The sequence below is a fragment of the Ruminococcus sp. genome (assembly GCF_024684275.1).
Genome location: NZ_JAIKXF010000089.1, coordinates 1 through 19,575 on the forward strand (window position 1 = coordinate 1; position 19,575 = coordinate 19,575).

The 19,575-nt window shown below is 47.6% G+C and carries 17 protein-coding genes; 10 read left to right on the forward strand and 7 right to left on the reverse strand.

Annotated elements, in window-relative coordinates:
• From K5677_RS09200 to K5677_RS09230, 7 genes are all read right to left on the reverse strand, one after another.
• The coding region (locus K5677_RS09200) for a LysR family transcriptional regulator (RefSeq protein ID WP_296727137.1) at window positions 1-426 on the reverse strand (426 nt) is incomplete at its 3' end.
• A 20-nt stretch (window positions 427-446) separates the two neighbouring features.
• Window positions 447-1,106, reverse strand: coding sequence for a sugar O-acetyltransferase (locus K5677_RS09205; RefSeq protein WP_296727139.1), 660 nt, complete (start codon window positions 1,104-1,106; stop codon window positions 447-449).
• 81 nt (window positions 1,107-1,187) lie between these two features.
• Complete coding sequence (locus K5677_RS09210) at window positions 1,188-2,372, reverse strand: D-alanine--D-alanine ligase family protein (RefSeq protein ID WP_296727142.1); 1,185 nt, start codon at window positions 2,370-2,372, stop codon at window positions 1,188-1,190.
• 29 nt (window positions 2,373-2,401) lie between these two features.
• Window positions 2,402-4,090 carry a UDP-N-acetylmuramoyl-tripeptide--D-alanyl-D-alanine ligase gene (gene murF, locus K5677_RS09215; protein ID WP_296727144.1) on the reverse strand — a complete coding sequence of 563 codons (1,689 nt, stop codon included), beginning with the start codon at window positions 4,088-4,090 and terminating at the stop codon, window positions 2,402-2,404.
• A 14-nt stretch (window positions 4,091-4,104) separates the two neighbouring features.
• A complete protein-coding gene (locus K5677_RS09220) occupies window positions 4,105-4,878 on the reverse strand; it encodes an alpha/beta hydrolase (protein WP_296727147.1) in 774 nt (257 codons plus the stop codon).
• Between the two features lie 234 nt (window positions 4,879-5,112).
• On the reverse strand, window positions 5,113-5,853 hold the full coding sequence (locus K5677_RS09225) for a zf-HC2 domain-containing protein (RefSeq protein WP_296727150.1): 741 nt from the start codon (window positions 5,851-5,853) through the stop codon (window positions 5,113-5,115).
• 44 nt (window positions 5,854-5,897) lie between these two features.
• On the reverse strand, window positions 5,898-6,368 hold the full coding sequence (locus K5677_RS09230; protein WP_296727151.1) for a sigma-70 family RNA polymerase sigma factor: 471 nt from the start codon (window positions 6,366-6,368) through the stop codon (window positions 5,898-5,900).
• A gap of 302 nt (window positions 6,369-6,670) precedes the next feature.
• Between K5677_RS09230 and K5677_RS09235 the strand changes: the two genes are divergently transcribed.
• The 10 genes from K5677_RS09235 to K5677_RS09280 all read left to right on the forward strand — a co-directional run bounded on the left by K5677_RS09235 (window position 6,671) and on the right by K5677_RS09280 (window position 19,540).
• Window positions 6,671-9,640 carry an acyl-CoA dehydratase activase gene (locus K5677_RS09235; protein ID WP_296727154.1) on the forward strand — a complete coding sequence of 990 codons (2,970 nt, stop codon included), beginning with the start codon at window positions 6,671-6,673 and terminating at the stop codon, window positions 9,638-9,640.
• Window positions 9,641-9,675: 35 nt separating this feature from the next.
• Complete coding sequence (locus K5677_RS09240; protein WP_296727156.1) at window positions 9,676-10,905, forward strand: 2-hydroxyacyl-CoA dehydratase; 1,230 nt, start codon at window positions 9,676-9,678, stop codon at window positions 10,903-10,905.
• A gap of 22 nt (window positions 10,906-10,927) precedes the next feature.
• Window positions 10,928-11,788, forward strand: a complete 861-nt coding sequence (locus tag K5677_RS09245) for a phosphatidylserine decarboxylase (RefSeq protein WP_296727158.1) — start codon at window positions 10,928-10,930, stop codon at window positions 11,786-11,788.
• Between the two features lie 24 nt (window positions 11,789-11,812).
• Window positions 11,813-12,508, forward strand: coding sequence for a hypothetical protein (locus tag K5677_RS09250; RefSeq protein ID WP_296727159.1), 696 nt, complete (start codon window positions 11,813-11,815; stop codon window positions 12,506-12,508).
• A gap of 32 nt (window positions 12,509-12,540) precedes the next feature.
• On the forward strand, window positions 12,541-13,050 hold the full coding sequence (locus K5677_RS09255) for a hypothetical protein (protein WP_296727162.1): 510 nt from the start codon (window positions 12,541-12,543) through the stop codon (window positions 13,048-13,050).
• A gap of 203 nt (window positions 13,051-13,253) precedes the next feature.
• Entirely contained in the window at window positions 13,254-13,589 is a 336-nt protein-coding gene (ylxM, locus tag K5677_RS09260; protein WP_028514013.1) for a YlxM family DNA-binding protein, read from the forward strand.
• A 21-nt stretch (window positions 13,590-13,610) separates the two neighbouring features.
• Window positions 13,611-14,993: a signal recognition particle protein gene (gene ffh / locus K5677_RS09265; protein ID WP_296727164.1), complete on the forward strand. Its 1,383-nt coding sequence runs from the start codon at window positions 13,611-13,613 to the stop codon at window positions 14,991-14,993.
• Between the two features lie 63 nt (window positions 14,994-15,056).
• Window positions 15,057-15,299 (forward strand): 30S ribosomal protein S16, encoded by a 243-nt coding sequence (gene rpsP / locus K5677_RS09270; protein WP_296727166.1) that lies wholly within the window; start codon window positions 15,057-15,059, stop codon window positions 15,297-15,299.
• Window positions 15,300-15,372: 73 nt separating this feature from the next.
• The gene (locus tag K5677_RS09275; protein ID WP_024861192.1) at window positions 15,373-15,606 is read left to right on the forward strand and encodes a KH domain-containing protein; all 234 of its coding nucleotides are present in this window, start codon (window positions 15,373-15,375) and stop codon (window positions 15,604-15,606) included.
• Between the two features lie 490 nt (window positions 15,607-16,096).
• A complete protein-coding gene (locus tag K5677_RS09280) occupies window positions 16,097-19,540 on the forward strand; it encodes a glycoside hydrolase N-terminal domain-containing protein (RefSeq protein ID WP_296727168.1) in 3,444 nt (1,147 codons plus the stop codon).
• Window positions 19,541-19,575 lie beyond the last annotated feature (35 nt).

Here is a 19,575-nt window from a genome sequence, read left to right on the forward strand (position 1 = left end):
GAAATCATAGCCATTTTCACGGACATTCTCGATAGTTCTGAGGGAATTAGTCTCACAGAAGAACAATTCCATATCCTCGGGAGCATTCAGCGAGGCGATATACTCCGAAAAAGCCTTTGAGATGTAGCCCGTTCTCGGCACTGATATGCGCAGACGGCTGTTTTTCGGCTTGTTGGGAGAGTGTATAGCCTCCATATTATCTATCTGGATAAGTATCTGTTTGGCATAATCGAGGAATTTCAGTCCCTGATCCGTGGGGATAACGCCCTTTGATGTACGTCTGAAAATAGTTATGCCGAGAGTGCTTTCCAGCTCCTTGATAGCCTTGCTCAGATTAGGCTGAGCCATGTAGAGGTTTTCCGCTGCCTGTGTGATAGAGCGAGTCTTCTCAATTTCAACAGCGTATTTGAAGTGCAGTGTATTCATGGTCCAGTCTTCCTTTCGTCTTAATCAATTCGGTGTATCTCGATTCTCCTTGTCTTTGGCTTTTCTTCGGGAGCAGGCTTCTTTTCGGCAGGCTTGGGCTTTTCTGCAATTTCAGTCTCCGAAACAGGCTCGATAGTTTTTATGGGAGCACAGGGATTTCCTACAGCCACGCAGTTTGAGGGAATATCCTTAGTAACTACGCTGCCTGCGCCTATGACAACATTATCGCCGATGGTGACTCCGCCGATAACAGTAACTCCGCCGCCTATCCAGACATTGCTGCCCACCTTTATGGGCTTTGCGTATTCAAGTCCCTGATTTCTCAGGTTAGCTTCAATAGGGTGTTCTGCGGCGTAGAATCCGCAGTTAGGACCGATAAAGACATTATTGCCGAACTCTATATCAGCACAGTCAAGTATAACAAGGTTATGATTTGCGTAGAAATTGTCTCCGACAACGATGTTATAGCCGTAATCACAGAAGAAATTAGGCTCGATAACAGTGTTTTCGCCTCTGAGAGCCACAAGACGGTCAAGTATCCTTTCGCGCTTCTGGAAGTCGTTGCATTCAACGGCATTGTACTCAGCGCAGAGCTTCTTAGCCTTTATTCTTTCGTTGAAAAGCTCTCTGTCATTTGAGTTGTAAAGCTCTCCTGCCTGCTGTTTTTCTTTTTCGGTCATTTTAAACCCTCCATTCATCAATTCATAATTCATAATGCATAATTATCAAAGTAAAAACTGACATTAATTCTGAACAAATAATTATCTCTTGCTTCCCTTTGAACCGAAGCTTCCTCCCATTGAGAGGATATTTGTATCGAATGTATAGCTTATCTTCTCACCCTGTCTGTAGCGCTTGAGGGCAAGCTGGATAAGTCTCTCAAGAAGCTCTGTATACTTGACGCCCTTAGGCTCCCAGAGGTAGAATGCAAGTGAGCCAGGGATAGTATTTATTTCGTTTATGTAGACCTTGTCTGTAGCCATATCTATCATGAAGTCGATACGTGTAACGCCGTTGAGACCAAGATAGCGGAATGCGTCAACAGCTGTTTTTCTGATGAATTCGTCCTGCTCGGGAGTAATATCAGCAGGTATCTTTCTTTTCAGTGTAGCCATGCCCTTGCTGCCGCCCTTGCCGCCGCCGACGTACTTCTGGTCATAGCTGAGTATATCGTCGCCGCTTGCCTGTACAGGCTCCTCGCAGACAGAAGCCTCTGCGGACTCGCTGTCGCCTGCTACTGCGCAGTTTATCTCCTTGAGCTGAACAACGCAGGGCTCGATGAGGATACGGTCAGCAAATTCGAATGCCTCCTCGATAGACTTGATAAGGCTGTCTCTGTCCTTGCCCTTTGAGATACCGACACTGGAGCCGAGGTTGATAGGCTTTACGATAACGGGATAGCCGAACTTCTTCTCGACCTCATCCACCATTCTGTCCATTTCGTTTATCTCGTATGAGGAGAAACGGCAGCAGTCAAGCACAGGGAAGCCTGCGTCCTTGAGGAGTATCTTCATAACGAATTTGTCCATTCCGATAGCAGAAGCTAAAACATCACAGCCTACATAGGGCAGGTCGAGAGTCTGTAAATAGCCCTGCAAAGCGCCGTCCTCAACGTTTGTGCCGTGAACGATAGGGAATGCAACGTCGATGTCAGAGATGACATTTGAGCCGAATTTCTTCATTTTCTGTCGGATAAGCTGTACCTTGCCCTCGCTTCTTACGAAAACACACTCTGTACACTCCTTGAGAAGTGCAGGTATATCCTTGAAGCTGTTGATGTCCATGAGCTTTTCGCCTGTCCAGAATTCGCTCTTTTTAGTCATATAAACGGGAATAATGTTGTATTTTTCCTTATTTATGCTTGCCATAGCCTGAACCGCAGAGATAACGGATACCTCATGTTCAACGCTTCTTCCGCCGAAAAGAACTGCAAGATTGATCTTCATTGTTATTTCTCCTTTTATTTAATGCATAATTAATAGTTGTCGGGCAGGTCGTTTTCAAGAAGAACTATCTTCTTCTTGTCTGTCTGATAGGCTCTTACATGGTCGAGAGCCTCGTTAAGGCTGTCTGCCACGAAAACATTGTCCATATCGTAGCCTGCGTCCTTGATACCGTTGTATATGGGAACTGTCTGTGTTTTGCCGACAAGGACTATATGGTCACAGGCTTTTGCAGCCTCCTGACCGAACTCGAAGTTCAGCTCCTCCTGCTTTGCGCCAAGCTCGACCATACCGGGAGTTACCAGTATGCGGCAGGCGTCGAAAAGACCGAGAACGCCCAGTGCTGCGCGGCAGCCGCTTGGATTTGAGTTGTATGCGTCGTCGATAAAGGTCATGTTTCCGCCCTTGTCGAGAAGCTGTAATCTGTGGGGAACTGCGGCGATACGCTTAACGGGAAGTGTGAGCTTGTCGAGTGAAATGCCCGTGCCGTGTGCGTAAGCGATAGCTCCGAGAACGTTCTGTACGTTGTGTTCGCCGAGGAGCTTCATTGAGAAGCGCTTTGTCTCGCCGTCGGGAGCAGTTACCGTGAACTCCGTGCCTCTGTCGGATACGGAAATGTCAGTAGCGCGGTAGTGGTTGCCCTCCTGAAGTCCGTAAAGCACCGCATTGGGGTACTCGGGAGCTTTCCTGCGGATAAGCTCGTTGTCGCCGTTGAGGTATATCTTACCGCCCTTAGCCTTTACATGGTCGGCAAGCTCGAACTTGGTATTTACCACGTTCTTGATAGAGCCGAATGTCTCAAGGTGCTGAGGCCCTACGGAAGTGATGATACCGTCGTGGGGATCTGCAATTCCGCAGAGCTCCTTGATCTCGTGAACTCGTCTTGCGCCCATTTCGCAGATGAAGTATTCGTGTGTGGGCTTTAAGTCGCGGCGGATAGTTATTGTAACTCCCATAGGCGTATTAAAGCTCTCGGGAGTTTTCAGCGTGTTGTACTGAGAATTGAGAAGCTCGTCAAGGTAGAACTTCATGCTGGTCTTGCCGTAGCTTCCCGTGATACCCACCTTATGAAGCGTGGGGCACTCGGAAAGTATGCGCTTGGCGTCGTTGATATACCAGTTCTGGACAGCCTTTTCAACGGGCTTGTTGATAAGGTTGGAAAGCGGAACAAGTATTGGCGTGAGGTACAGCGCCGAGCCGACGAATATATACGGCAGATTGCCCATGTGGTGATTGTGAGTCAGCTTGAACAGCAGACTTGGCGTTCCTCCTGCGAGACCGTCATGGAAGATATCAGCCGAAAAATAGCCGCATATGAACAAGAGCGCGATGAGTATGAAGAATGTGATGAGCATACGCTTTACTCTTGCAGTATACACAAGGGGCTTCTTGAATTTCTTGCCTGGCTTGTTTGCCAGACCGATGATAAGGTTCATTATCATGAGTAAAATGATGATAACCAACGATATTTTTTCGTTCAGCGGGCTCATTACGCTGTCATAGCTTCCGTCCCTGTGGTAAGGCGAGAAAATGAGCAGAGCAAACTGCGCTACAAACAGCACCGCAGGCAGTATATAGCGCCTTGCGTTCTTTTTCATCCAGCGTGAATGCTCGGGAGTCTTGTAGCCGTTGAGCTGGAGCATATGGAACTCTCTCAGCCCGAGGAATACTGTTGCAGTCAGGGAAATGACTGCATATATTATCCATAAAACCAAATTCATATATATCTCCTAATTCAATCTTCTATCTTCATAAAGCTGCACATCACGCGGTTAAATGTGAACTGCTGCTCTAAGAATGAATAATGTCCTGCATTTTCCAGCTTTACAAGACCTGCGTCGGGAATGAGCTTTTCCATTTTCTCACCGTCGGAGAGAGGTGTTGCGGTATCGTTCACGCCCCATACAAGGAGTGTGGGAGCCTTGATATTTGGCAGATAGGGCTCTAAGTCCTCGTTTACCACCTTTACCATGACCTGACGCATCATAGGTGAAGCTGCGGCGTAGTCTGCACTGCCCATTTTCTTGCGGAAGTTCTCAAGCGCGTCGGGGAAGAGCTTCTTAACTATGCCCCATGAGAGGACAGTTCTTCCCAGCTTGTAATAGCGTGTACGCCAGCTCTTTTTGTTGGATTTTGGCGGCATAATGCCAGCGCTGTCCACAAGAATTACCTTTGTGACCTTAAAAGGCAGGTCGCTGCGGCTGTGCATTTTTATGATAACGCGTCCGCCGAAGCTGTGACCGAGGAGCATTACTTCCTTTGTATCGTAGTCCCTGAGAAAGTCGATGACGAACTGCACATAGGAGCTTACGTCCCATACTTCCTTTGGCTCGTCGCTTTTACCGAAGCCGGGCATATCCATAGCCACGACCTTGTACTTCTTCGAGAGAAGCTCTATCATATTGGCAAAAAGGGTGATATTGCTGCCCCAGCCGTGAAGCAGTACGATAAGGTCGCCCTCGCCCTTTTCCTCGTAGTTTATCTTCAAACCGTTTACTGTTTTTATCAATTTTATTATCTCCAACCTGTTATTAATTGAGAATGGAGAATGTAGAATTGAGAATGAATGTATTCGCTTTACTCACATAATAGCAGAACAACTTTCAACTCTCAACTCTCAACTCTCAACTTTATATCATATACGGCATACAGCCGCAAATATACATATATAATTCATTATATCACTTACGGTATTTATTGTCAACAAAAAAATCGGGCGGCAGTTGCCGTCCGAATGAGGTCATTATTCTTTAACAATTTTCTGATAAAGCTCCCAGAGGTCGATAGTTTCTGTTTTATCACGGTAATGGATAGTTAGGGTACTGCCCTCTTTGACATCATTAGTGCCCCATGAATATTGATTAGGATATTTGCCGCGGTCATCAAAAGGCAGCTTTACAACGGGATATATCCAGATATGATAATGTGCTAATATATCGTTTACGCCCTCGTCATTGACGAAATTGTCGTACTTTGAATCGGTGCGCTCGTTTGTGCAGCTGCAAGCGCCCTCAAATTCAAAATCTATCCATTTTTCATTTTTTACTTTTACGCCGTCGGGAATGGGGTAGAAGTCATCGCCGAACTCTGAGCGGTATTCATAAATATAGCTACCGTCCTCATCACGTTCTTCACTCTCTACGCAGTATGATTTCACTTCTTTCGCAGTCACTGTATAATGCAGCTTATCCGAGCTTATGGGGATAACTCCCCAGAAAACGAACATGAATACTCCGAACAGCACAGCGGCTGTGCCGAGAATTGCGGCTATGATTTTCAGTGCGGTGCGCTTTTTTACCTTTTTCAGCGGTTTTACGTCCGTATCGGACAGTTTTATATTATCTTCCTTGTTGTTCATGCTCTCATAGACAGCATTGCATTCCTCGCACTCGTGGAGGTGCTTTTCTATTTCTTCGTTGCTGTCCTGAGATGTAAGTTTGTCGCAGTACAGCGGCAAAAGGTCTCTGATTATATTGCATTTCATAAGATCGCTCCTTTCAATGTAGGGGACGGCGAGGGCGTCCACCGCTACATCAGCTTCTGTTTGGCACGGTAATAGGTCACTCTTGCCCAGTTTTCGCTTTTGCCGAATATCTCGCCTATCTCGCGAAAGCTCAGCTCCTGCGACGCGCGGAGAAGTATCAGCTCCTTTTCTGTTTCCGGCAGGGAGTGTATCCTTTTCAGCAGACGTATCCGCGAATCCTCGCTTTCCGCTCTTTCGTCGGGACGGAGAGCATTGTCCTCGGTAAGCTCGCTTAGCTCCTCGCCCTTGTGTCGGGTGCGTTTGCGGAGCTCCTCCAGCCAGCAGTTTCGGGCGATACTGCACAGCCACGTATACACCGAGCACTCGCCCTTGTATTTCTTTAGTGAGCGGAGAGCGCGGTAAAAGGTCTCCTGCGTGAGCTCCTCGGCAGTATCGGCACTTCCGCACAGAGTCATCAGATACAGGAATACCTTTCTGCCGTTTTCTCTGTAGTATTTTTCCATATCCGACGACATCTCACCGCCTCCTCTCCCTGAACGTTCACTTATTAGTTGCACGAAAATGCTTTTCGTTACAGAAAAAGTCTAAATTTTTCAAATTGACATTGCAAATCTTTCGTGCTATACTGAAAAAGTATCGAATATACGCTATTATAGCATTTTTCGGAGATATTAGCAACAAATTATCTATTTTCAATTATCAATTCCGGACAGCAGACTTCTCCTCACTTGCTATTTATACAAATGTATGGTATAATAAAATATTAGCGGCGGAATGCAGACGCTCCGCTGAATGATTACTTCTACTGAGGTGTAAAATGTCAAATAAATATTCTCTCGGCATAGATGTGGGCTCTACCACGGTAAAAACAGTAATTACAGACGCAGACGGCGAGATAATCTACTCAAAATATCAGCGCCACCTTTCTAAGGTCAAGGAGACCGTTACAGACCAGCTGAAAATAATACGGGCAGACCACCCTAATGAGGAATTTTCCGTTTGTATCACAGGCTCGGCAGGGCTTGGTCTTGCTAATTCCGCAAATATCCCCTTTGTACAGGAGGTCCACGCGGCTTTTCTCGCTGTAAAACAGAAACAGCCCGATGCTGACGCAGTTATCGAGCTTGGCGGCGAGGACGCTAAGATTATATTCCTCACAGGCGGCGTTGAACAGCGTATGAACGGCACCTGCGCAGGCGGTACGGGAGCCTTCATCGACCAGATGGCTACTCTCCTCGGAATAACTGCCGACGAGCTTGACGAGCTGTCGCTCCACGCTCAGAAGATATACCCCATAGCCTCACGCTGCGGAGTTTTCGCTAAATCCGATATACAGCCCCTGCTCAATCAGGGCGCAAGACGTGAGGACGTTGCCGCAAGTATCTTTCAGGCGGTAGTTGACCAGACTGTTTCGGGACTCGCTCAGGGACGTACTATCGAGGGAAAGGTGCTCTTCCTCGGCGGTCCGCTGTTCTTCCTCAAGGGACTGAAAAAGGCGTTCACAAAGACTCTCGGGCTTGACGAAAAACACGCTGTATTTCCGCCTGAGGCACCTGTTTTCGTGGCATACGGCTGTGCTATCTACGCGGCAACTGCCGAGGATTCCTTCAAAATAGAGGACATAATCGAAAAGATACAGAATGCAAAGGCTTCCGACGACATTGTTACAGGAGAGCCCCTGTTCCGCTCACACTCAGAGTATGACAAGTTCATTGAGCGCCACAAGAAGTTTGACCTCGGATATGCCGATATACGTACGTATAAGGGCAACGCTTACCTCGGTATCGACGCTGGCTCCACCACCACAAAGCTTGTGCTCATAACCGAGGACGGACGTATGCTCTACAATCACTATTCCTCAAATCAGGGACAGCCCCTTGACAAGATAGCAGATCAGGTAAAGCGTATCTATTCCGCTATGAATCCCGATATAACCATAAAGGGCTCTGCGGTAACAGGCTACGGCGAGGACCTCATCAAGGCAGGTCTCTCCATTGACCACGGCATAGTTGAGACTGTTGCCCATTTCAAGGCGGCAGCTTACTTCTGTCCCGACGTTGACTTCATCATCGACATCGGCGGTCAGGACATCAAGTGCTTCAAGATAAAAAACAAGAGCATCGACAGCATAATGCTTAACGAGGCTTGTTCCTCGGGCTGCGGCTCTTTCATACAGACATTTGCTATGGCTTTAGGCTATGATATTGCGGAGTTCTCACAGCTGGGACTCTTTGCAGAGCACCCTGTTGACTTAGGCTCACGCTGTACTGTATTCATGAACAGCTCCGTAAAGCAGGCTCAGAAAGACGGCGCAACCGTGGAGGACATCTCCGCAGGTCTTTCATCGTCTATCATAAAGAACGCTATATACAAGGTAATACGCGCCAATTCTCCCGACGACCTCGGCAAGAACATCGTCGTACAGGGAGGGACCTTCCTCAACGACGCAGTTCTCCGCTCATTTGAGAAGGAGCTTGGCAGAAACGTTATACGTCCTGCTATTTCGGGACTTATGGGAGCTTTCGGCTGTGCCCTCTACGCTAAGGAGAGAGCCGACGGCGAGCCCTCAAAGCTCATTTCAGCCGAGGAGCTTGAAAACTTCACCTATGAATCGCGCTCCGCTAACTGCGGCGGCTGTACCGCTCACTGTCAGCTAAATATCATCAATTTCGGCAAGGGCAGACGCTTTATATCGGGAAATCGCTGCGAAAAGGGCGGCGGTATCGCCAACAGGAACACCGTTCCAAACCTCTACGAGTTCAAATACGACAGTATCCTCAATACAGTGAAAACTCACCAGCCCAAGCGTTACCGCGGCACAGTGGGACTTCCCCTTGCACTGAGCTTCTACGAACAGCTGCCCTTCTGGCATATGCTGTTTACAAGTCTGGGCTTCAGAACGATAATTTCCGATGAAAGCTCCCGTGATATGTACTATCTCGGTCAGCACACTATCCCCTCGGATACGGTATGCTACCCTGCAAAGCTCACTCACGGACACATAGAGAATCTTCTCGACAAGGGCGCAGACTTCATATTCTACCCCTGCATGAGCTACAATCTCGATGAGGGCGGCAGCGATAACCACTTCAACTGTCCTGTTGTTGCCTATTATCCCGAGCTCTTGCTTGCAAATAATCCGCGCCTGAACAATGATAACTTTATTCACCCATATCTTGACCTCAACATCAGAAAGAATGTCATAAAGGTGCTGGGACAGGCGCTGAAAAAGTACAACGTCAAGGGCAGGATACCCGAGGCTGTAGACAGGGCTTATGAGGCTCTTGAGACCTACCATAACACAGTTACACGCAAGGCTTTCGAGATAATCGAGCAGGCAAGAGCCGAAAAGCGCAAGATAATCGTTATTGCAGGACGCCCCTATCACATCGACAAGGAGATAAACCACGGCATACATAAGCTGGTATCAAGTCTTGGCATGGCTGTAATAACCGAGGACAGTATCGCAGGTCTTGCAAAAACACCTAAGCTTGGCGTCCTCAATCAGTGGACTTACCATTCGAGACTTTACCGCGCAGCTAAGTACGTGACCACTCAGCCCGATATGCAGCTCATACAGCTGGTATCCTTTGGCTGCGGTATCGACGCCGTAACAGGCGACGAGGTGAGACATATCTTAGAGAGCCGCGGAAAGCTCTACACTCAGCTCAAAATAGACGAGATAAACAATCTCGGCGCGGCAAGGATAAGACTGAGAAGCCTTGTTGCCGCTATGGAGCAGGCAGAACAGAAGCCTGCAAAAAAGCCTGTGGCACAGCCGGTTTGAACGCGCTGATTTGAAGTAATTTTACGGAGGTTCTTATGCCCGAATATGCAAAGTTTACCGAGGATATGATAAAGACACATACTATCCTCGTTCCCGATATGCTGCCCATACACTTCAAAATGCTCATATCCATATTTGAAGCTAAGGGCTATAAGCTGGAGCTGCTGCGCAACGACTCCCGTGCAGTGGTTGACGAGGGACTGAAAAACGTCCACAATGACGCCTGCTACCCTGCTCTGCTGGTAATAGGACAGTTCATGGACGCCCTGAAAAGCGGAAAGTACGATCCCGACAGGACCGCCCTGCTCATAACGCAGACAGGCGGCGGCTGCCGAGCTTCAAACTACATACACCTGCTGAGAAAGGCTGTTGCCAAGAATTATCCCCAGATACCTGTGGTATCCCTTAATTTCAGCGGACTTGAAAAGGACAGTGCCTTCAGGATAACTGCGCCTATGTTCCTGCAAATGCTGTATGCAGTCCTCTACGGTGACCTGCTCATGACCTGCTACAACAAGTGCAGAGCCTATGAGATAAATAAGGGCGAATCAAAGAAAATGCTGGATAAATGGCACAGAAGGCTGTGCAATATCTTCCTGAAGGGCAGCAAGATGTTTCTCAAGACCAAGAAGGTCTACAGAGATATACTCAACGACTTTGCGTCTATCCCTCTAAGCAGCGAAAAGAAGATAAGAGTAGGCATAGTTGGCGAGATATATGTAAAATACTCACCACTTGCCAATAATCACCTTGAGGACTTCCTCATATCTGAGGGCTGTGAGCCCGTTGTGCCGTCTCTGCTTGAATTCGTAATGTACTGCGCAGCAGGTACATTCAACGACGCCAAGATATACGACCACCCCACAAAGCGCTCCATATTCAATAAGATAGGCTACGACCTTATCTACGCAAAGCAGAAGGAGCTCATAAAGGTAATGAAGGAGCAGGGCAGCTTTGAGCCTCTCCATGACTTCGAGCATCTGAGAAGGCTTGCTGACAAGTATATCAATCAGGGCGTAGTAATGGGCGAGGGCTGGCTTATCCCTGCGGAAATGGCGGCTCTTGCAAAGTCAGGCGTCGAGAATATCATCTGCACTCAGCCCTTTGGCTGTCTGCCGAACCATATCGTCGCAAAGGGTATGTCACGCGCTATCAAGCAGGACAATCCCAATGCAAATATCGTCGCTATAGACTACGATCCCGGTGCTACAAGAGTAAATCAGGAAAACCGAATAAAGCTCATGCTTGCCAACGCAAGGCTCTGAGCTCTCCCACAAGGAGATTAACATGATAAAAACAAGAACAGGACAAGTCATAGAAACAAATGCAAAACAGAACAAGCTTCTGAAAAAGCTGTACGGCAGCGTTTTGGGCAGAGTATTTCTCAAAACGCTGACAGCCCCTGCAATATCAAGGGCTGCCGGTGCTTTTATGGACTCACGCCCCTCAAAGATACTCATAAAGCCCTTTATCAGGCGCAGCGGCATTGATACCTCTGAGTACATGATGAACGGCTTTCGCTCGTATAACGACTTCTTCACCCGTGTGATAAAGCCGGACAAGCGTCCCGTAGACCGTGTGCCGAGCCACCTTATAAGCCCCTGCGACTCAAAGCTGACTGTCCATAAAATAGGCAGAAACAGCATATTCCGCATAAAGGGCTCACGATACAGAGTCAGTGACCTCTTGCAGAACGAGTTTCTCGCTAAGCGCTTCGGCGGCGGATACTGCCTTATTTTCCGCCTTGAGGTCAACGACTACCACCGCTACTGCTACATAGACAGCGGTACGAAATCCGAGAATACATTCATCGCAGGAGAGCTTCATACCGTGAATCCCATAGCCCTTGAAAGATATAATATATATAAGCGCAACTGCCGCGAATATACCGTGCTCCACACCGATAATTTCGGTGATGTGGTACAGGTCGAGGTGGGAGCTATGCTGGTGGGCAGGATAGTCAACCATCACGGCGAGACCGCCTTCCGCAGAGGCGATGAAAAGGGTAAATTCGAGTTCGGCGGTTCTACTATAGTCATGCTTTTCGGCAGGGACAGCATTGCTGTTGACGAGGATATACTCCGAAATTCCGCAGAGGGTATCGAAACTGTAGTGAAATGCGGCGAAAAAATAGGAATAAAAGCATAAGCGAAAGCTTTACAGGAGATAAACATGAAAAAAGCTATCATTTTATTAATTTGCGCTTCAATGCTTGGCGCAGTGGGCTGCATGGAGAAGAAAATGCCCGAATCTAAGCCTAAGATCATATATTACGACGAAAACGGCAATCCCCTGCCGGCTCCCCCTGCAAAGGAGGACGCAACTGTGATCCCTGTTCAGACAGAGCCTACAACTCCGCCGCCTACAGCTCCCGAGGGTACCTTTGACGTTGATATAGTCCGTCAGAATATCTACATTAAGGGACAGCTGGTGCAGATACCCGTAAAGCTTGGGAAATTCCCTGCCGGCTGGACATATACTCTTTACGACAGGCAGAAATACAGCCTCGAAGAGGGCAGAGGCATGGCTAAGATGTACTACTGCGGCGAGGAAATGTGTACGGTACTGCTGGAGGAATGCTATGACGGCAAAGAGGACGAAAGCACCGTATACAGCATATCCACCAGTGAATCTGACAGCAATATCTATGGCATAACCCCCGGTGTTTCCACTATTGATGACGTAAAAGCCCATGTGGGTGAGCCCGATGAGATAGACACAATGGATAAGCCCTTCAAGAATATGTTTACATACGGTATCTCTGAGGGTATGGACGAAAACGGAGTTCTCCGCGCAAATATGCTCGATGTTTCATTCGACGAAAACGGCGTTGCGGAGCTGGTCAGCGTTTATTATTCAATTAAGTGAGAAAGGGCTGTCTTTTGCGTTAGGAGAATAACATGAATAATGAAACAGGTCACAAAAAAATAAAGCAATTAATAGTAATATTTCTAATATTATTTGCTTTGACAATTGCTTTAGGATTAGGTATTTTAAACTCTGTATATAAAAAGCAATATCGTTCATATGTTGATTCGTTAAATGCAAGTGCTGTAAAGCACTATAAAGTATTTCAGATATCCAATAACTTTAACGATATTGTTGCGATTCGAGATAAAGATGTTTTCATTATTTATGGTGATTGTTCAAAAGACGGATCATATGTTATATATAAAAACCAAATAATAAAAAATAATACTCTATTATTTGGCAAAGAATATAAAAAACCATCACTATATTGGGCGATAAAATTTGTTAATGGCGAAATCAAAGAAGTATGGTCATCAACATTTCCTTTAGAACAAGAAAACCTTTGTGAGTATTCACTTCATGAACAATTAAAAACATATCGCTTTCTGAAAAAATTCAAGGATATTAAAGTAATCGGTTACTACAATAGATATAGTTAATGTAAAAAGGAGATGTCTTCACTTGCAGGGCGTCTCCTTTAAAACAGCCCAAAGGCTAAGGTGCGGACACACAATGTGCGCCCCTACAGGCAACGGGCGAATTTTTTCGCAGAAAAATTTCACCCAAGCCCTTGACAAAAGGGAAAAGATATAGTATAATGTGTAAAGTGATTTTGCATTACACCCAGTGAGGTACGCGAAAAATGGCTAAGGAATTAAAATTCGTAATGCTCCTCGACTGCTACGGAGACCTGCTCACCGAGCACCAGCGCAGTATCATGGAGCTGTATTACTGCGAGGACCTTTCCCTTGCGGAGATAGGTCAGCCCCTGGATATCACCAGACAGGCTGTGCGCAGTATCATAAAGCGTACCGAGGAGATACTCCTCAATTACGAGGAAAAGCTGGGATTTGCCGAAAGACTCGGCAAAATGCGGGACTGCTTCCGCAATATCGAAGCCGCCGCAGAGCATATCACCGACGAAAATACAAGAAATATCATACTCTCCGAGACCGCTAAGGGCGGAGAGCTCCTGTAAAATATACGAAGGAGGCTCGTCATGGCATTTGAAGGACTTTCCGAAAAACTGAATAACGTCTTTAAAAAGCTCAAATCCAGAGGTAAGCTGACAGAGTCCGATGTTAAAGAGGCTATGCGCGAGGTGCGCCTTGCACTCCTCGAAGCCGATGTAAGCTACAAGGTTGTCAAGGACTTCGTAAAAAAGGTAACTGAAAGAGCTGTTGGTGAGGAAGTGCTGGCAAGCCTTACTCCCGCTCAGCAGGTAATAAAGATAGTAAACGATGAGCTGGTAGAGCTCATGGGCAATAGAAATGCAAGGATAAATATGGCGTCTAAGCCTCCCACGGTCATCATGATGTGCGGACTTCAGGGCTCGGGTAAGACCACCCATGCCGCTAAGCTGGCTAAGCTCCTTAAAAAAGAGGGGCATCGTCCTCTGCTGGCAGCCTGCGACATCTACAGACCTGCGGCTATCAATCAGTTGCAGGTAGTCGGTGCAAAGGCTGACGTAAAGGTATTTGAAATGGGACAGATAAACCCCGTGGAAATTGCGAAGAAGGCTCTTGCCTACGCTAAGGACTACGGCCACGATATTCTCATTATTGATACCGCAGGACGTCTTCATATCGACGAGGCTCTCATGGAGGAGCTTGTCAACATCAAGGCTGAAACTCAGCCTGACGAGATAATGCTTGTCGTAGACGCTATGACAGGTCAGGACGCTGTAAACGTTGCTAAGGCATTTGATGACGCTGTGGGTATCACAGGCGTACTTATGTCAAAGCTCGATTCAGATACAAGAGGCGGTGCGGCGCTGTCCGTACTTTCAGTTACAGGTAAGCCTATCAAGTTCGTTGGTATGGGCGAAAAGCTTGACGATTTCGAGCAGTTCCACCCCGAGCGAATGGCTTCCCGTATCCTCGGCATGGGCGATGTGCTCACACTCATCGAAAAAGCCGAGAACGTCATGTCCCAGAAGGACGCTGAAAAGCTCACCAAGAAGTTCAAGGAGAACAAGTTCGATATGGACGACCTCCTTGACCAGATGAAGCAGATAAAGCGTATGGGCTCAATGAAATCCATACTCGGTATGCTCCCCGGCATCGGCGACAAGATAAAGGACGCCGATATAGACGACAGCCAGCTCACAAGGATAGAGGCTATAATAACCTCTATGACAAAGGCTGAACGTGCTAAGCCCTCTATCATAAATCCGTCGCGCAAAAAGCGTATCGCTAACGGCTCGGGTACAAAGGTAGAGGAGGTCAACAGACTTCTGAAGCAGTTTGACCAGATGCAGAAGATGATGAAGCAGTTCACAGGCAAGAGCGGCAAGATGTCGCTGCGTAAGGCAAGAAAGAACTTAGCAGGCATGAACTTCGACAAGCTCACAGGCAAGGGCGGCGGAAATCTGCCGTTCTGACAAAGCTTTCAATGCGGTCTCCCGCCGCTTGAATATATATTCTTTTTTCGGAGGTGAATTCAAATGGCAGTAAAGATCAGACTGAGAAGAATGGGCGCTAAGAAGGCTCCTTTCTATCGTGTAGTAGTTGCTGATTCAAGATACCCAAGAGACGGTCGTTTCGTTGAAGAGATCGGTTACTATGATCCTACTAAGGAGCCATCTGTTGTTAAGATCGACGCAGATAAGGCTAAGGACTGGATCGCAAAGGGTGCACAGCCTACTGATACAGTAAAGGCTCTCCTCAAGAAAGAGGGAGTTCTTTGATTCAAAAGCTTAATGGCTGAGGAGAGACTATGAGTCTCTGCCTCTGTCCCCAAGCTTTACGGAGGTTATTACAATGAAAGATTTACTTTATGCTATCGCAGCAGGCCTCGTAGAAGACAAGTCCGCTATCAATATTACCGAGGACGCACCCGACGAAGAGGGCGTTATCGTTTTTCACCTTAACGTTGCTCCTGATGATATGGGCAGAGTTATCGGTAAGCAGGGCAGGATCGCAAAGGCCCTCCGTACTATCATGCGCGCAGGTGCAGCTAAGAAGGACCAGAAGGTCTCTGTTACGATCGAATAAGTATCATAAGCTCCCCAAAAAGGGAGCTTTTTTGTTTGTTTAGACCATTGACCATATTCAAAAATTGCTCATATTTATCTTTTTTTGCTTACTTTACGCATAATACTTGACACAATAGGTTATGGAGTATATAATAATAACGGTATTGGTCCAGACAAGACACATATCAAAAGCTTTAATGCTTATATACCCTCTCTTTAAAAGCTCATGCTTCATGCGTGAGCTTTTTTTCTTTGCCGCGTTATAGGCATTTTGACGGCAAAACGATAATATTTTGCAGTATGATCCGCTTTTTTTGCAAAATAAGTGCTTTATTTGCAGTGCTGATGTAGAAAATGCATATAATTTATTGACATTTATTTATAATAATGATACAATTATAATGTATAGATATATATAATCTGTTATCTCGTTAAAATAACAGACAAAAGGGCGATATTAAAATTTATTGAGCAGTCCCCTCAGGCTGCTCTAAAGGAGTTGGAAAGGAATGAAACTTAAATCCACCGGAAAATTTCTCTCCGTTTTCCTATCAGCGTGTATGGCGCTCCCTATAGTAACAGGCGGAGCTCCTGTACATAAGCTAACAGCGGAGAATACTGCGGCAGCAGCCGAGTACCCACACGATGACGACCTTGTTCTGCGGTACAATACTCAGGCAGGCAATGTCAATACCGATAACGCCTATAATAACGACGAGTCATTCTACAAGGCTCTCCCTCTGGGAAACGGCAGGATAGGCGCAATGGTATACGGAAACTGCCCCAATGAGATCATCGACATCAATGAATGTACCGTCTGGAGCTCTGGTCCCGGCAGCAACAATAAGGAGGGCGGCGGAAATCACATCAAGGAGATACAGGACCTTATCAAAAACGGCAAATACAACGATGCAAACAGTCTCGTCGGCAAATATCTCATAGGCGGCGGCGAAGCAAAGTACCAGAAGGTGGGAGCTCTCAGGCTCAATCTCGGTCACGAGAATGTGTCAAATTACTCCCGTACCCTCGATATGAACGACGCCGTGGCACGTACTGAGTATACAGCAAACGGAAAAAAATACACCCGTGAGAGCTTCGTCAGCTATCCCGATCAGGTCATGGTAACGCGGATAACCTGTGATACCCCTGATTCCGTATCCCTTACGGCAGGCTATGACGGACTTCTCAACGGCACTGTGTCCACCGACGGAAATGACACCCTCATCGCCAACGGTCACGGCGACAGGGACCTCTGGATAGACGGAGCAGTATACTATTCCTCGCGCAGCAAGGTCATTCCCGACGGCGGCAGTATCAGCGCAGGAAACGGCAGGGTAAACGTTTCAAATGCAAATTCTGTGGTCATACTCACTTCAGTCCGCACTAATTTCGTGGACTACAAGACCTGCAACGGCGACGAAAAGGGCGGCGCTGCGGCTGACATCAGGAACGCCGAAAAGCTTTCATTTGATACTCTCTATGAACACCATATCGCCGATTATCAGGAGCTTTTCAAGCGCGTTGATGTGGAGCTGGGCGGCGATACCTCCGCTATACTCAGCAAGACCACTCCGCAGAGAATAGCCGAATTTGGCTCATCTAACGATCCGAAAATGGTTGAGACCTTGTTCCAGTACGGCAGATACCTCATGATAAGCGCTTCCCGTGACGCTCAGCCCATGAACTTACAGGGCATCTGGAACAAGTACTCCTCACCTGCGTGGGGCAGTAAAATGACCTCGAATATCAACTATGAGATGAATTACTGGCCTGCCTTTACCACAAATCTGGGCGAATGCTTCAAGCCCTTTGTGGAGAAGTCCAAAGGACTTGCCGAGGCTGGAAATGTCACCGCAAGAGTTAATTACGGCATACAGAACGGCTGGGTTCTCCACCATAATACCGACCTGTGGAACAGGACAGGCGCTATCGACGGTGCGTGGGGGCAGTGGCCCACAGGCGGCGCATGGGTATCAAATATGCTCTATGACGCATACCGCTTCAATCAGGACGAGGAGTACCTCGCCGACATATATCCCGTTATCAAGGGCAGTGCGGAGTTCCTCAATTCCCTTATGACCACAGCAAAGATAAACGGTCAGGAGTACGCAGTGATAAGCCCAAGTACCTCTCCCGAGATAAATCTCCCTGCTTACCCGAATTCATGCATAGACCAGAGCGTCACTATGGACAACGGCATAGCAAGAGAGTTGTTCAAGGGTGTTGCTGAGGCTTCCGAGATATTGGGCACAGATGAGGCGCTTCGCAGTCAGCTCAACAGCAAGCTCACCAATATCCGTCCCGAAACTATCGGAAAATGGGGACAGATACAGGAATGGGCTCAGGATTGGGACAACAAAAACGAAAAACACCGCCATATCTCACATATGTATGCCCTTTATCCGGGATATGAGATAACTCCCTCTGATAATCCCACCACTGCAAAGGCGGCGGCGACTTCACTGAATGCAAGAGGTGACGACGGTACGGGCTGGTCAGAGGCATGGAAGCTGAACTGCTGGGCAAGACTTGAGGACGGCGAACACGCATACAACCTTGTCAAGCTCCTCATATCTCCTGTCAATAAGAGCGGAAGACTCTATGATAATCTCTGGGATGCACATCCGCCCTTCCAGATAGACGGAAATTTCGGCTTTACCTCGGGTATCGCTGAAATGCTCCTCCAGAGCCATAACGACGTTATAACCCTCCTCCCTGCACTTCCGAAGCAGTGGTCAACAGGTCATGCAAACGGTCTCTGCGCACGGGGAAACTTTGAAGTTACCGAGATGTACTGGAAGAACGGCAGACTTGAAAGGACTGCAATCCTGTCAAAATCTGGCGGCATCTGTACAGTCAGGTACGGCGGCACTGTCATAAGCTTTGATACGGAGAAGGGCAAGGAATACAGGCTCAGCGGCGAATTGCAGCTTGAAAACGGCGGCGATATACTCCAGAATCTTGCTATAGGCAAGGAAGTTACCGCTTCGGGCGCACAGACAGGCGAGGGCGCGGCTCTTGCAGTTGACGGCGACGCGGCTACAAAATGGTGTCACATTGACGGACTCAGCGGCGAGTGGATACAGATAGACCTGGGTGCAAATTACGATATACGGCGCTGGAACGCTGAATTTGCAGGCGTACAGGAGGATATAAAGTACGATCCCCGCGATTTTGTGATACAGGCAAGCTCCGACGGCGAGAGCTGGACGGACATAGCAAGGGTATACGGCAATACCAAGAGCTCATGCGGACGGAATACAGAGGGTATCTCTGCAAGATACATAAGGCTCGAAATGCTTACATCTACTCAGAATACCGAGGGCGGCGCAAGAGTTTACGAGCTTGGGATATGGGGTAAGGACGATAAGCCTCCCGTACCTAAGACAGCCTTCAAGAGCTACGGCGCAAATGCGTATAATTTCAAGTACGGCGATATACGCAAGGACGACAGCGGAAAGACTGCTATCGGCTATATCACCGACGGCTCTTACATCGTTTTCCGCGGACTGGATTTTGAAAGCGGAGCGGAGGGCTTCCGCGCAAGCACGGCAAGTGCGACAGAGGGCGGAACTATCGAGATTCGTATTGACGGAGCAGACGGCGAGCTCATAGGCGAGTGTCCTGTATCGGGCACTGACAGCTGGAGCGAATACGTCGAGAGCGGCTGTAAGACCGTACAGTGTACAGGTCAGCATGATGTTTATCTTGTGTTCAGAGGCGGAGACGGATACCTTTTCAATGTTGATAATTTCGGCTTCTACGGGATCAAGGGCGACATCAACGGTGACCGCGCAGTTGACAGCTTTGATATGATACGTTACAGGAAGGCGCTTATCAATGAGCTGACACTCAGCGGATTATCGTACTCAAATGCGGATATGAACGAGGATAACAAGAATAATGTAGCAGATATACTTCTGTTACAGAAGCAGATACTGGGAATCAGATAAGAAAAAGCCCTTGCATTATGCAAGGGCTTTGCTTT